Below are 15,282 nucleotides of genomic sequence, written 5' to 3' on the forward strand. Positions count from 1 at the left end.
CAGTATATAAACACCCTACATCACTTCCCGGATTACATCGTATTTAGTGTCATCACTTTCGACAAAGCCTTCAACAGGGGATTTGATATTGGGGGCCTTGACATACTCCACAAAAGCTTGTCTTAATAAATCGGTAAACTCTTTTGGTAACTTGAGATTAGCGGCAATCGCATCTTTGGGAATATCCGGGGTTTTGGAAATAATCCGAATATCACTGAGATTCAAGCCGTCTGCTTCGGCTTCTTCCATCGCCTCGTTATAGGTGGCTCCAGCATCATACTCGCGCGACAGCACTGCTTTGATAACACTGTCATGGCTACCCAGATAAGCCGTTTTGCTGAAAATAGTATTCGGATTCAAACCTTCGGATTTAATACTATGCCGGGCATAAAGATAGCCGGAAGCACTGCCCTCATCAACATAGGCGAAACTACGCCCTCTTAGACCGCTTAAATTGGTAATACCACTGTCCTTGCGGGTGATAATACAACCATTGTAGGATACCTTTCCGTAAACTCTGGGGGTCACCAGCGGTTCAATGCCAATTTTTTCATGGGCATTAACGTAGGCAAAGGGTGAGAACCAGGCCACATCAATGATGCCTTCTTTCATGCCTTCACTGAGCGCATCGTAATCCTTGACGATCATCGTACGGACCTTATAACCGATTTTTTTGAAAACCGCATTTAAGATCGGCACATACATGGTTTTGATGTTCTCAGGCGAGGTAAAAGGATTAACTCCAAAAATTATTTCGTTTTTATTCTTATTCTTGGCCGTCAGTTTCTGTACACTACTGGCCATTTCTGAAAGCTTGGTGCAATAATTCAGCAACTCAATATTTTTTGACTTCTGCGTCACAATGGTGCTGATGGTATCGGTGGTCACCCGATGGGTCGTATCCACGGCATCTGACACCTTGGCAACCGATGACTGGATACCCTGGGAAGTATTCACTTGAACACTGGAAATGTCTTTGATTTCATTCATCGACAGATTCAGCTCAATCAAAACTTTCTGAATATCCTCGATGACGTCCCCGGATTTCTGGGCCGCCCCTTCAATATCTTTGGTTCGGGTGGTACACCGTTCAATTGCGCTATTGGAACGATCCACTTCAACAATTACCTGATTAACGATCTGTTCGATTTCGGTGGCAAAGTTGGCTGTACTGTCTGACAATCGTTTGATTTCTTCCGCCACTACCGAAAATCCCTTGCCAGCGGCTCCGGCTCGGGCGGCCTCAATGCTAGCGTTCAGTGCCAGCAGATTGGTCTGGCGAGAAATATCCTTAATATAGTCAACAAACTTGCTGATTTGCTTCGACGAACCGTCCAATTCATCGTTAATTCCCGAGGCCTGATTAACCCCATCAATCAGGTCCAACAACAGATCCGAAATGCTGCTGATGGTGGATCGGTTTTCGTTGAGCATTTCAACGGACCGGCTGGAGTTCTCTTCAATTCTGACAATATTTCCCTGAAGTTTACTGGACACCTGCGTAAAATGATTGATTTCCGAATTGATTTCATAGGTGCTGGAAGCATTTTCTTCACTGAGTTTGGCAATTTCATGAGCCTGGTCGACAATCGCATTAAAAACCTTGACATTTTCTTCGGAAAACCAACTCAACTTTTTGATGTCAAAATCCATCGTCTCAAGCAGCGAAAAAAGCTCACTGTTGACATTTTCTTTTTCCTCGTCGTCCAAGGTTTTTTCTTTATCTGTAATGGCGGTGAGCAACTCTAAAATGCTATTCATCGTAGCTTTGTTTTCGTTTAGTATTTCCACTGACAAGGCTGAGCTTTCTTCCAGACTCATCATGTTGCTTTTCAGTTCATCCGAAGCTTGGGCGATAGTTTTGACTTCCTGGTGAATATTTTCCAAATTGATTCCATTATTCGTTTCGTCCATAATCCTTCTCCATTCTTTTAATTCTTCATTCGGCTTTAAGCCCAGTTGCCATTTATAAAAACACAGATTTCCTGACCATCACCGGTAATTCCGGTAATTTCCAGATCATTGGTGCCGATCATAAAATCTACATGGGTATCAGACTGGTTACCACCTGCGGCAAGCAATTCTTCTTTGGACATTTTAACCCCATCTTTGATATTGGTGGGATAACACTCTCCCAGGGCAAAATGACAGGCCGCATTTTCATCAAACAAGGTATCATAAAAAAGGATCCCGGTATTGGAAATCGGTGAATCGTAGGGAACAAGGGCCACTTCTCCCAGCCGCCTTGATCCCTCGTCGGTTTCAATCAGGGTCTTTAAGTATTCTTCGCCTTTTTCAGCCTGATAATCGGTCACTTTGCCCTCATGAAAGGTCAGACTAAAATTCTCAATCAGGTTTCCCTGATAAGAAAGTGGCAGCGATGAAACCAAGGTCCCTTCAGCCCGGAAACAGTCTGGGGCGGTGAAAATTTCTTCGGTGGGCATATTGGCAAAAAAGTAGACCTGATCTGGAGTGAACTCTCCGCCCCCTTCCCAGATATGATTTCTGTGAAGACCCACGGTAAAATCAGTCCCCAGACTATTTTTATAGCGCAAGGCATCAAAATGAGCCGCGTTGAGACTTTGGCATTTTTTAGCCAACTTGATCTTATGGTCATCCCAAGCTTTAACTGCGTCACCTTCTCCAATGCGTACGGCCTCAAAGATGGCGTCCCAGAGTTTGTCCATCGCTTCCTGTTCGTAAAGTCCCGGAAATACCTTCATGGCCCATCTGGCCTCGGGGACCGCTGCGACACACCACTGAAATTCACTGTTCATCATTTTTTTATAATATGGCTCAAATGCCTTGGCTGAGGCCTTACTGCTGGTTTGCAGTTTTTCGCTGGCCACTCCTTTATAGGCTTCTGGATCATGGCCGACAATGGAAATGACGGCAGCTTTCTGCTCCGCATAATAGCGCCGGGATTCTGCCAGCCAATTGGGGATGTTGCCCAACACCTCGAGGCTGACGTGATCGTAACGCAAACGGCTGATTTTAACATCGTTCCAGAAGACGATTACATCCTTGGCGCCAGCCTTATAGGCCTCGCCTACAATCATCCGCCCAAACTCAAAATTCTCTACCGAACAATTCACCACCACCAATTGATCAGGCTGTACATTTGCTCCGGTACGAACAATCAGTCGGGCATATTCCCTTAGTTTCTCCATATGGTTCATCTATTTTCCTCTTTTTCTGTGGTATCGTAATAAAACAGGAAAGCCGTTTTTTTGTAGAAAGTCACCTTCCTGCACAAAACATCATAAAACTCGTTTTTGCCTATATATATCGTTTCTTTTTATGTGCACTTCTTTTCTTATTATGTACAGTTATGTTAAAAATTATATCACGTTCAGAAAATAATGAAACTAGAAAAATTTGTAAAATGCACTTTAATTTTAATTAAAGCGGGAGCAGTTTGTCAACGGCTGTCTTTGTAAAATGCTTTCAGATCATTTTTTACTGCTTCATTCAGATCATGCCAGCGGACTCCCCGTATAGCCCCTTCAAGAGCACAAAGACGATTATAGCATGCTGAAGAATTGATCGCCCGGATCTTGAGCCAAGCCTCGTGGCTGCCAACCGCTGCCAGATCCTCTGGCGTATTTATTCCCACTGCTTGCAGCTGCTTCTTTATTTCTTTGCCAATATTCGGTAATTTGGTCAGATTGACGTTTTCGGAATTATTTGGATTACTGTGGTTATTATCCATCATCTGCTGCTCCTCTTCTAATGCTATTTGCTACTGGCGAAATTGCTCACAACGTTCATGCCTTTTGGCAATTAATAATTAAGCTGTTTTTTCTCCATGGCCAGAATTATTGCCGGCCTAACGGGGGAATATCCGGGGTTCTTCTTCTCTTCTTAACAGCCGCAGTCCACCCAGAGCCAGGGCTTCCATTTCGTTTTCTCCCGGCAGACATTTTACTGGGCCCAGAAAGGCAATGTATTCCTTGATCATCATGGTGAGTTTCTCCGAATAGGCCATCCCGCCAGTAAGGATAATCCCATCGATGTCTCCTTTTAACACTGTGGCCATTTCGCCAATGCCTTTGGCAATCTGATAGGCCTGGGCTTCATAAACCTGCTTTGCCCTCTGATCACCAGACAAAATCCGTTTTTCAATAACCCGGATGTCTCCAGTACCCAAATGGGCTTTCAAGCCCCCCAGCCCCCGGATTTTTTTTAGCAGCTCAGCTTTTTTATAATCTTTCTCATAAATCAGCTCCATCAGGGCCAATAGGGGAATGCCACCTGACCGTTCTGGCGAAAAAGGGCCGGCATCATCGGCAATCACATCGATGATCCGTCCCTGTTTGTGAGCACTGATAGAAATTCCCCCACCCAAATGGGCGATGATCAGATTCACCTGTTCATAACTTCTTCCCATATCGCTGGCATATTTCCGGCCCATCGCTTTACTATTTAAAACATGGCAAAGGCTTTTTCTTTCAATTTCCGGAAAGCCGGTGATCCGAGCGACATCAGCCATTTCATCCGACGACACGGCGTCATAGATAAAAGCGGGAATCCCCAACGGCTCGGCAACCGACGCCGCCAGTAGGGCCCCCAGATTGGCTGCATGAGGCGAAAGCTGCCCACTCAGAATCAGATCTTTCATGGTCTGATTAATCAGGTAACCACCAGCATGGATCGGTGGTAACAAACCACCCCGGCCAACCACTACCGCCAGTTGATTGAGATCAAAGTGATGATCATGTATGATTTGTATTACCGTCTTTTTTCTGAACTCAAACTGATCGTTTACGGTTGTAAAACCCTCCAGCTCGTTACGATCATGTTCAACTACTTGGGAGAAAAGTTCGGCTTCATTTTCAAAAACCGCAATTTTGGTCGAGGTTGAACCTGGATTAATGGCTAAAATATAGTACGTCTGCATGAATCACCTTCCGCCTTGTCTGATGGATTTCTTTTTATTTTAAACCCAATTCTTACGTTATGCAAATTTTATTGTCAGCCTGCCCTGATCATATCTGGCACTTTGCACAGTTTTATTTAAAAAAACATCTGGTAAGGTAAAACAACGCTTTTCATTCTTAATTTGAATCATCAGTTCATTACCTTTTTGGCCCATATCCATGTCCCTCTTATCGGCAAAAGGAATGTTCAAAACAAATGCATAACCATCAATTTCTTTTTTCACTTCAAAAATAGTATCTTTAAATAAGACCCCCGCCGGATCGGTTTCACCAAAAATTTGCTCGGCGGCTCCCTGCAGAATCGTTTCACCGACTAATTCTCGATCCAGTAGCATCAGTGTAAAGACCGGCACCGGGGAAAAGCTCTCACGAATTTCCTGAAGCCCTTCTTCCTGAAGATTGATCCATTTGCTGAAATACCCGTCAAGAGCCACCGCCGGATAAACCTTGTTGACGATCACGGCATCAATCGTATAATTGTATAGATGCAGATAAGTAAAATTTCGTTTGGCTTCTTTGATGACAATCCGCTCCGGCGTGGTGACGATGCGGATGCTAAAAATTTCTTTATTGGTCATCAGCGCCTGCAGCTGGTATAGTTTTTCATTTAATTGCTCCACATCATCAAAGACATTATCCTCAGGCATCGGAATTTTCATAACTTTTTCAACCATCGGACCAGCCACTTTAACGGCCTTTTTTTTCATTGGCAACACGTTTTTAATCATATTGCCAAACATTTCCGGAAACTTCAATAATGACAGAGTTTCGCCAGTAGGCGCACAATCGACAATCAACACATCATACTGGTTTTCTTCAAAAATATCGATAATTTTAAACAACGCAAACAATTCTTCCAGTCCCGGAAAAACAAGCAATTCCTCGACTTCAATCCCCCCTTGAGCCCGTGCTGTCAACAATTCCTTCAGATAGTTTTTCATATTTCCCCAGGCACGTTCACCTTCCAGGATGGTATCTATTTCCAATCCCCAGAGCATATCACTGATCTTAACCGGAGTGTTCTCCAGCTTGACACCAAATGAATCGGCTAAACTATGGGCCTGATCGGTGCTCATAATCAAAACCCTTTTGCCTTCTTTGGCCAGTTTAACCGCCGTTGCAGCCGCAACGCTCGTTTTACCGACCCCGCCTTTGCCGGTATATAAAATAATTCGCATGTTTTTCCCCCTATTTTAATCTTCACGAAATCATACTAATCGATGGATACTTTTTTGACTGTTTTATCATGATCAGATTCTGTAGTTTTTTGCTGTTTCGTCGAGCTAACCGCTGCGCTAACATCCAACGCCCATTCCTTGGCCAGATCAACGACAATCCCTTTTACTTCCTTTTCGATCACCGTAACATGTTGAGCGATCGATGGGGACAGCAGGGACAAGAACGCATCCCGCTCATATTGCTTGGCCAGGATCATGTTTTTGATAAATTCACGGTTCATTATTAGACCTCCTCTTGATCTCTTGATAATCTTATTGAAAGGCAATGACCAAGGTACTCTGGTCAAATTTTGCCGAGCTGACAGTCATCCCTCTAAGACTATTGGGTAGCGGGATATTCCGTTTATAATTGCCGATTTTGACAATCACATCCGACCCGGCCAGATGAACGGCCACCGCATCTTTGGTAATATTTGGTAAAAAAAGTTTCAGTTCATATCCCTCTTTTGTTTGCTCATATTCTTCCCCTGCAATATCTGCTTTGATCGCAAATAACTCACTGCTGTCGGTGAAGACATCAGTACAGATCCGGTTGATGGCATCCAGCCCCAACAAATCAGTGTCATACCAGGGAATATAATACTTGGGAATTTGATCAAAACAAGCTTCAATTTCGGCAATATACTTTTTCTGGATGGTAATCCATTCTGCAAAAAAGGGGTTTTCGATTTCCCGGGGCAAGATCCGGTTGATAAAAATGCCATCGACATTGTAGTTGTAGAGCTTCATGTACATATAATTCCGTTTGGTTTCTGCCACCACCATTTTTTCCGGGATGGTCACCAACCGTACCGAGGATACTTCCTTGTTTTTTAACAGCTCCTGGAGTTCAATCAACTTCACATAGAGGGTTTCAATGTCACTCATAGCATGACGGTCAGGTAATTGAATTTTAAATAATGACTTTGAAACAGGCGACAAAATCCGCACCGCTACCTTGCCAACAGGAAAGAACTTATCCATATACCAGCACATCAGCTCTGGGAATTTAAGCAACGACAAGGTCTCTCCCGTCGGGGCACAGTCCACAATAATCCGCTGATAGTCGCTGTTATTGTATAATTCCTGAATTTTTAGTAAGGCGAACAGCTCATCCATCCCCGGCATCATCGAGAACTCATCCATTTCAGCACCATCCGGATTTATTGAGCTAATCATGTTATTAAAGGCCTGCATCAGATTTTTAAAATCCTTTTCCATGACATAATTCGGATCGATTTCAAGAGCATCAAGATTGTCAGCTACCGTAACCGCTTCTTTACCAATCGGATGATCAAACAAATCCCCCAGATTATGCGCCATATCCGTACTGACGATCAGCGTTTTTTGTCCTTGTTGTGCTGATTTAAGCGCATGGGCGGCCGCCACACTGGTTTTGCCCACCCCGCCTTTGCCGGTAAAGATCATTATCCGTTTCATAAAATTCCTCCTGTATTTTAATTCTTTTTTCGAATAGTTCGCTGTTCGAAGTATTTTATTGAAAAGATGCTGCCCGAAGGCAGCCGATTTATTCAATGGTAATTTTCATGATTTTTGAATTGGTTTCTGTTTTAACCGTTTTGTCGGTATCCTGATTGAGTATATCGATAACCTTATCCACCAGTTTGAATACCAGATTGACTTCCTCGGTGGTGAAGCTATCCATTATCAACTGTCCGAAACGGATCATCTCGGTGAGGATATTCCGGATCGACGCTCGGCCGACTTCGGTCAGTTTAATGGTGACCACCCGTTTATCTTCTGAGCTTCTTTCCCGAAGAACAACCTCCCGTTTTTCCATCCGAGCCACGATCCCTGTGGCCGTATTAAGCGGTACACTTAGATAATCAGCAATCTGGGTCATATTCACATCACTGCGTCGATACAAAAGCAGCAATACAAACACTTCATTCTTCGAGCAATTAAAAATTTCATTACCCCAGATCTCTGGTGATAAAAGATATTTTATTTTATCCAGGTATTCAAATATCAATGTTTCCAGATTGCCATTAAGACGGTTTTCCATTCAGCTGTTCCTTTATTATATATGTAAAATACTTCACTCTTCGAATTAATTTAATTCTACATCCGAAGTACTCTGTTGTCAACCCCTTTTTTCTAAAGTCCCTCTTGAATGACCTTGCGATTCTAGACCTTTCTCAAAATTTTCTTGCTTATTAAAGACCCTTTAAAGCTTGCGGGTTATAATGCAAAGAGCCGAAAGGAGTTACGATGAAATTTGGAAAATTCTTACTGATCACAACCATTGCCTTAGCCTCCCTTTTAGTGGGCTGCTATCCTTATGCCCGATACATTGAACCCAATCTCTTAATGGTTAATCGGGAAAACCTGGTCAGCAGCAAACTTAAGGCCCCCCTTAAAATCGTTTTTTTTGGTGATACGCATCTGGGTGAATTCAACGACAACGACCAGCTTAGGCAAATTGTCGAAAAAATAAATGCACAAAATGCTGACCTGGTTGTTTTTACTGGTGACCTGATTGGATCCAGTGGCGATTTCACCGTCAATCCGGATACAATCGCCCAGAGTCTGGCTGGAATCCACGCCACCTATGGCAAGGTTGCCGTTGTCGGAAATCATGAATATGCTTTATCAGATCAGTACAATTATTCTGATTTGATGAACGCTGCCGGTTTTGAGGTTCTCATTAATGACTGGCTGGATGTTTCCGAACTTAATTTGCGGGTGCTTGGCCTGGATGATGTCTACCGGGGTAATCCTGATTTGAATCTGACTGATGATGCCAGGGACGGCGCTTATAATATTCTACTGACCCATGAGCCAGATATTGTCGATGATATGAATAGTGATGCGGTTCAGCTGGTTTTGGCTGGCCATACCCATGGCGGTCAGATTTCACTGCCTTACCTCACCGAAAAAATTCTGCCCGCCAATGGGAAAAAATATGTCAAAGGCTTGTATGCAATTGGCAGCCAGGGACAAACCAACCTCTTTGTCACCAAGGGTACCGGCATGACCAAATTACCCTTCCGCTTTCTGAACGTACCTGAAATTGTCGTTATCGAAGTCAGTCCTTAACTTAATGATTGCTTTTGAGCATGAAGCTGTTTACGGATCTGTTCGACAATCTGCTCAATGGTGTAGTATTCTACCTCAATCACATTGATCGTTGTATCGTAGCCATCTGCTTTAATAATCTGGGGCGCAAAAATCAATCTGATTTTATTGCCAGCTTCATCGTTCCAGTCGGCTGTTGTTATTTCCCGTTTTAAACTTCTGAAAAACAATTCACTTTGCTTGTCATTCCAGGGCAGATAAAACCCTTCCCGATTCAGCGTTTCATTAATGTCTCTGACTCGTTTACCGATTCCTTTAATATTCTGTATCCGTTTTAACATCGCTACTCCTTTTCCAGCCCTGTTATTTGACTGTTTATAATTTTAAGCTTTTTTCCAGATCTTTACAATTTATTTTAGCTGGTATGCCTGATCCCATCGCTATTCGAATAACTTTAAAAAAACACCCTCGACGAGTGTTTTTTTGTATTGGTTGGTTTATTTAATCATTTTTCAAATTAAAAAATACTCTGTGTGGTTTCGTTGGTTATCCTGCATCTTCATATAAACATTAGGAAAATAAGCCCTTACTGCTTCAGGTTTTTCCTCCTGAGTCGTCACAATTTCCGGTTGATGAATTTCAATATGAGTCGACATTCCCCGTTTAATTTTTTGCAATTCCTCTCGCGTCATTTTTAAATCCGTCGCCAGTTTAACCTGTTTGCCAAACTGTATTTCTTTTCCCATCTGACTTTCGAGATTTTTAATGGCGGCTTCAAGTTTTTCCATTTGTTCTAACATTCCTGCTTGTTCACCTTTTTCTATCGGTTCTTCATTTTTTTTCTGACTTTTAACATTCCAGACTGGAAATGGTTTTCCAGCAATCTGGATAAAAAAGTTTTCATAAATTTGATCCAGATCCATACCATCAATCTTCAATGACAAATCATCAGTGTTCATCCAATTCGTCTGATAATAGTTTTGGCAATTGAACAGACCCGTTTGGGGATTAAGTGTCTGATGATCACAGCACCAGAGCTGCCCCCACTCTTCGTATCGAACCAGGAAGACTGCATATTGATCAATTTCACGGTTGATAATTTCAAGAATCGTGGAACTGACCGCCTGACGGTTTAGAATAATTTCGACGATGGCGATTTCTGCAATATTTTGCCCAGTTGGATGTGTTATTGTTTCGGGTGAAAGTGTATTGATCCAGATGATGCTACGAATTTCATCGGTGAAAAATTTTTTTGACGCGCTGTCGTTATTTAAATATTTATAAAACAATTCTTTGGGCAATCGCTTGTATACTTTGGAGGTTTCTGGCAAGTCAATCATGGCATCTCCTTCTCAAATTTTTTGTGTACTGATTATAAAGACAATAGCTTCTCTGTATATGTAATCGACTAACCGTCCAAAATACTTAGGTCTTTTTGAACAACTATCTGATAAACACCCCTTAATAAGCCATGCATACTTTTATCTACACTTTAGTGCCTTTTGCTCAAATTAGCTTTATACTTACCCATAAATCCCATTACTATTTATACTAATTCACCTTATCTGTTTCCACTCGTTTGTTTAAGCGCAATATTTATTGGTATAAAGTTATTAAGACTGTTAATTGGAGGCTAAATCAATGAAAAAGCTGCGTCTTATATTGTTCATATTCTTTACTGGTCTTTTTTGTTATCAGCTTTCTCCAGCGGTCTTCGCAACGACCAATGATCTGGGAATCTATTCCAAAGAAATTCTGATTGTTCAATCCTATCAACGGGATTATTATCATACTCGGGTTTTGGAAGAAGGTATTGAAGCAGTTCTTTTTGATTCCGGGGAAAAGGTTCGCATCCGGTATGAATTTCTGGATACAAAAAGCAGTCTTGATGCCAATAATTTTAAAGCCTTAGCTGAATTAATGGCTCAAAAATATCAGCAGGTTTCACTGGATGGTATTATCCTTTGTGATGATGATGCCCTGTTGTTTTACAACCAGTATGGCAAAACAATTTGGCCCAATACCATTTACGTCGTTAGTACTGGCATCAATTCTCTGAGGCCATACAGTCAGGGAATTCCGGGAATGGTGATTATTGAAGAACGACCAGATGTAGAAAAAAATATTGCGCTGGCTTTAGAGCAAAATCAAGCAAAAACTATTAAAACACTGCATTTTATTTATGATGAAACCACCACCAGTAACGAAATGCGCTCGGACATCGTGACCATGCTTGCTGAAAAATATCCAGAATATGAAAGTCAACACTACTTCGACAAAACACCGGAGGAGCTTAAAACAATCGTTGATAATAGCAGTGACACCGATCTGTTTTTCTATGTCTTGTATTCTCGGGATCGTAATGGTATAACCTACCATTATGATGAAGTTCCCCGTTACATTTTAAAAAACGCCAAAAATCCAGTGTATGGACTCTGGGATTTTTACCTTGGTACCGGAGTGGTTGGAGGCTATGTCGCTTCTTCATATAAGTATGGCGAAAGTGCCGCCAATACGCTGCTTGATCTCTGGGCAGGGGAATCCGTTTCGCCGTTGATTTATGAGGATGGTTCCCATTATCAATATATGTTTGATTATAACGTTCTAAAAACTTACCATCTTAGTTATATTCCGGAAGGTGCTACTGTAATTAATAGACCGGTTTCCTATTTTGAAAAAAACAGAAACCTGATTATTTTATTCGCAGTAATCACCGGGGTACTGATCACCATTATTGGTCTCCTCCTTTATGCCATTCGTGAAAAGAATAGCCTTAACCAAAAAACGGTCGAAATCGCTGATTTGAATCAAGAAATTGTGGATACCCAGAGGGTTTTGATTTCAAAACTGGGAGCTGTCATTGAAACCCGCTCGTTCGAAACCGCTAACCATGTTAAACGAGTCGCCCGGGTTTCTGCATATCTTGCCCAAAAATACGGACTCTCCGAGCGTGAAGTAACAATTCTCTCGGCGGTGTCACCGATGCATGATGTCGGAAAAATCGGGATCGGTGAAAATATCCTTCATAAGCCCGGCCGCCTTTCGGAGCAGGAGTTTGAAATCATGAAATATCACACCAATATTGGTTATGAAATTCTAAAAAGCTCCGAGCGAGAAATGCTCCGTTATGCTTCTCTGGTAGCTCTGGAACATCATGAAAAGTGGGGCGGCGGTGGCTATCCCAGCGGCAAATCGGGACAGGACATCCATATCTTTGCTCGAATTACAGCGATTGCGGATGTCTACGATGCTCTCCGCAGTATCCGCTCGTACAAAGAGGCCTGGTCCCAGGAATCTGCCTTAGCTTATCTCCTCGAAGAAAAAGGAAGATTTTTCGAACCCAAACTGGTTGATATTTTTGTAACCAATATAAATGAAATAGAGACCCTTCGCAGTACAACATCCGAGAATGAACTCAACGATTTCAGTCAAATGTATAAATATTTAAAGGAACAAATGATGGATGAAAAAACGGTTAATAGGGATCAGTAGTTCTTGTTTTGCAATTTTCCATTAATGGGTATTTTTTAACACTAGTAAAATTTTTAAGTTTTATTTGACTATTTCCGAATGCCATCCAACTATAGTTATTTCAAAATGAAAATAACGATGTTTTATCGTTATTTTTTCTTTTTTGCCATATCTTGTTTATTCATCTTGAAAAATAAACCTGTTAAATGTTACAATATGAGCCATATCATCCAGACTCCGGGAAAATACTGTATCCTTTAGTCGTTTCATGGTTAATCCCATCAAGATGTTTATATTTATAGAGGAGGCCGAGTTTTGCATTCAAACAAGAATTGGTACATTCACATCATCTCATACTTATGGGTTGCCGTTGTCGTTTCATCATTAGTGACACTGATTAATCTGTTTTTTTCCAATCTGGATCCCCAATCCTTTTTTGTGGAACGCTTTCTATTTCCACTTTTACTTGAGATCATTATCATTATTGTTTTAAAAAAGCTGATCAGCTTAAATACAACAGTTACTCCTTATTTTATCATCGTTGGATCTCAAGCCATGGTCACGATTCTGTTCATGGTCCATTATCCCGTATTTTACATAATGCTATCGCTTTTTTTGATGCCAGTACTTATATCGATTTTTTTCCTGAATCTCAAACTAATCGACTTTGCTTTTTATCTGACTTTTGCCATATTTATTGGCATGAAGTTATTGTTCCCACCCTTGTCAATGATGTCAGAAATCGAAGTTACAACGTTTTCCGCTATTCTGGTAAGCTCATATTTTCTCTCCAGAGAATTGACAAAACGATTTTCTGTCGTCTATACCGATATGGTTATCTCGGTGGAGAAAGAAAAAGAACTATTATATCGAAACATTTATATGGAAAAGCTCACAAAAATGGACTTGACCACAAATTTATATAATCATAAAACATTTCACGAGTATCTGGATGAGTTGGTTGCCCAATGCCGTAAACAACCCTTCAATCTTTCACTGGGATTAATGGATCTTGATCGTTTCAAAGGGATTAATGACCGTCAAGGTCATGGCAACGGGGATAAGGTTATTGCCACTGCTGCTGCCATCATACTTGATAACCTGGAATCCAATGATTTTGCTGCCCGCTACGGCGGCGAAGAATTCGCCGTTATTTTTACTGAAAAATCACCGGAAGCCTGTCTTGAAATTCTCGAACGAATACGAACCGATCTTGAGACGGCAGTTTTTGATACCATGCCGGATGAGGTTGTAACCATGAGCATCGGTTTTACCCCATACACCTCTGAAATGAGTAAAACTGACTTGTTCGAAATAGCTGATGCTAATTTGTATTTAGCAAAAAAAAATGGCCGTAATCAAATTCAATGTGTATCGTGATTCCAGCACTGTTTGATTATCTGGTCGTTCCAACTTAAAAAAACACTAACGACCACATCCTATTTTTAGCAGCAAAAAAAGACTAATGCCGATTCTACGCTTTTACCTGTAGAATCGGCCTAGTCCAAAATCTCTGTTGTCATCCGTTTGGATTCCTCCTATGATTTTTTATCAAAAACCTTCTTTTTCACTTATTCAAGTAAATTTCTCCAATTTTAGGATGCTCTTACTTTTAAAATTCGATTTGTTTGATACTCACCCGATTATTATTTACTAAATTCTTTACTTGATATTTTTGACTAAAGAACATTTTCTCATTTCCAATTTAATATCGGATATGGCTTTCAGAAACCGTGAGAACTTTTCTTTTTTCATTGATATTTTTCATTCATTGTTCATTTAATTCGTTGTGAGGTTACCTTCTGGTTTTAATTTCATTACAATCGGTTTTAAATTATTTAAACCAATTTCCCTTTGCCGCTAATTTATTTGATTTAACCAGTCTCGATTTTTTAAGTTGATACTGATTATCTCATTTATCTTATTGGCAACTTGAATCTAATTTACTTATAAATGATCAGTTGATCTTTGATTAACTGTATTATAGCACCTTTTTAAAATAAGTAAATAGATTTTTTGTAAACGTTTGTACAAAAATTATGAAAAATTTGTAAAGCCGATTTAAAGCCATTCTCATTGCTGGAGTACCAAAACCGTTCGCCACTTTTTTAAGCATTATTTAAGATCCTCATGAATGGATAAAACAGGGCACGGTGCTTCTGAAATGACCCGTTGGGTCACCGAGCCGGTAAAAAAGCGCTTGATTTTTGACATCCCCCGGTTGCCCATAACAATCAAATCAAAGCCTTCTTCCCGGGCCAGTTCTAAGATCTCAATGGATGGTTCCCCGGTTACCACTGATTTTTCCAGCTCAATCCCGGAAAAGTCAAATTCTGACACAATAGTATCCAGCATTTCTACCGCTCGTTCTTCCAGTTGTGACATAATCTCCATTTCGACGCCACCGGATGAAATGATGGATCCATCCACCTGATGCCAGAAATTCTGATTTCTACTATAACCGGTCACATGATTTTCTTCCACCACCATCAGCAGCGTCATTGCAAAATCATACTTTCGGGCAATCTCCAAAGCTTTTTTAAGAGCATTAATGGATGCCCTGGAACCATCGATGGGTACCAGTAATTTCATGATTCGATCCTCCTTTTTTCTTG

At 41.2% G+C, this 15,282-nt stretch carries 14 protein-coding genes; 3 read left to right on the forward strand and 11 right to left on the reverse strand.

All coding sequences use genetic code 11. The annotated features are described in order from the left end of the window. Positions 1–15 precede the first annotated feature (15 nt). From phnD to Q7P33_RS06130, 8 genes are all read right to left on the reverse strand, one after another. Positions 16–1,914, reverse strand: coding sequence for a phosphate/phosphite/phosphonate ABC transporter substrate-binding protein (gene phnD, locus Q7P33_RS06095; RefSeq protein ID WP_303868456.1), 1,899 nt, complete (start codon positions 1,912–1,914; stop codon positions 16–18). Between the two features lie 35 nt (positions 1,915–1,949). Next, positions 1,950–3,179: an aminopeptidase gene (locus Q7P33_RS06100; protein ID WP_303868458.1), complete on the reverse strand. Its 1,230-nt coding sequence runs from the start codon at positions 3,177–3,179 to the stop codon at positions 1,950–1,952. A gap of 242 nt (positions 3,180–3,421) precedes the next feature. Next, a complete protein-coding gene (locus tag Q7P33_RS06105) occupies positions 3,422–3,715 on the reverse strand; it encodes a TfoX/Sxy family protein (protein WP_303868459.1) in 294 nt (97 codons plus the stop codon). Positions 3,716–3,829: 114 nt separating this feature from the next. Beyond that, positions 3,830–4,900: a butyrate kinase gene (buk, locus tag Q7P33_RS06110; RefSeq protein WP_303868461.1), complete on the reverse strand. Its 1,071-nt coding sequence runs from the start codon at positions 4,898–4,900 to the stop codon at positions 3,830–3,832. Between the two features lie 57 nt (positions 4,901–4,957). Next, positions 4,958–6,118: an ArsA family ATPase gene (locus tag Q7P33_RS06115; protein WP_303868463.1), complete on the reverse strand. Its 1,161-nt coding sequence runs from the start codon at positions 6,116–6,118 to the stop codon at positions 4,958–4,960. A 35-nt stretch (positions 6,119–6,153) separates the two neighbouring features. Continuing rightward, complete coding sequence (locus Q7P33_RS06120; RefSeq protein WP_303868465.1) at positions 6,154–6,399, reverse strand: hypothetical protein; 246 nt, start codon at positions 6,397–6,399, stop codon at positions 6,154–6,156. Positions 6,400–6,430: 31 nt separating this feature from the next. Next, a complete protein-coding gene (locus Q7P33_RS06125; RefSeq protein ID WP_303868467.1) occupies positions 6,431–7,597 on the reverse strand; it encodes an ArsA family ATPase in 1,167 nt (388 codons plus the stop codon). An 88-nt stretch (positions 7,598–7,685) separates the two neighbouring features. Further along, positions 7,686–8,183, reverse strand: coding sequence for a MarR family winged helix-turn-helix transcriptional regulator (locus Q7P33_RS06130; RefSeq protein ID WP_303868469.1), 498 nt, complete (start codon positions 8,181–8,183; stop codon positions 7,686–7,688). A 206-nt stretch (positions 8,184–8,389) separates the two neighbouring features. Here Q7P33_RS06130 and Q7P33_RS06135 point away from each other — a divergent pair, with 206 nt between their 5' ends. After that, positions 8,390–9,217 (forward strand): metallophosphoesterase, encoded by an 828-nt coding sequence (locus Q7P33_RS06135; RefSeq protein ID WP_303868471.1) that lies wholly within the window; start codon positions 8,390–8,392, stop codon positions 9,215–9,217. On the opposite strand, the gene Q7P33_RS06140 is transcribed toward Q7P33_RS06135, so the two are convergent. Both Q7P33_RS06140 and Q7P33_RS06145 read right to left on the reverse strand, forming a co-directional pair. Beyond that, positions 9,214–9,537, reverse strand: a complete 324-nt coding sequence (locus Q7P33_RS06140; protein WP_303868473.1) for a hypothetical protein — start codon at positions 9,535–9,537, stop codon at positions 9,214–9,216. The two genes, Q7P33_RS06135 and Q7P33_RS06140, sit on opposite strands and share 4 nt — an antisense overlap. 171 nt (positions 9,538–9,708) lie before the next feature. Beyond that, on the reverse strand, positions 9,709–10,536 hold the full coding sequence (locus Q7P33_RS06145; RefSeq protein ID WP_303868475.1) for a DUF4391 domain-containing protein: 828 nt from the start codon (positions 10,534–10,536) through the stop codon (positions 9,709–9,711). Positions 10,537–10,837: 301 nt separating this feature from the next. On the opposite strand from Q7P33_RS06145, the gene Q7P33_RS06150 reads away from it, so the two are divergent. Together Q7P33_RS06150 and Q7P33_RS06155 are read left to right on the forward strand one after the other, a co-directional pair. Next, positions 10,838–12,688, forward strand: coding sequence for an HD domain-containing phosphohydrolase (locus tag Q7P33_RS06150; protein ID WP_303868477.1), 1,851 nt, complete (start codon positions 10,838–10,840; stop codon positions 12,686–12,688). Positions 12,689–12,982: 294 nt separating this feature from the next. Then, entirely contained in the window at positions 12,983–14,047 is a 1,065-nt protein-coding gene (locus Q7P33_RS06155; protein ID WP_303868479.1) for a GGDEF domain-containing protein, read from the forward strand. 735 nt (positions 14,048–14,782) lie between these two features. Here Q7P33_RS06155 and Q7P33_RS06160 read toward each other — a convergent pair. Beyond that, positions 14,783–15,259 carry a universal stress protein gene (locus Q7P33_RS06160; RefSeq protein WP_303868481.1) on the reverse strand — a complete coding sequence of 159 codons (477 nt, stop codon included), beginning with the start codon at positions 15,257–15,259 and terminating at the stop codon, positions 14,783–14,785. Between the last annotated feature and the right edge of the window lie 23 nt (positions 15,260–15,282).

The sequence above is a fragment of the Acetobacterium wieringae genome, from assembly GCF_026646375.1.
Lineage (GTDB): Bacteria > Bacillota > Clostridia > Eubacteriales > Eubacteriaceae > Acetobacterium > Acetobacterium wieringae_A.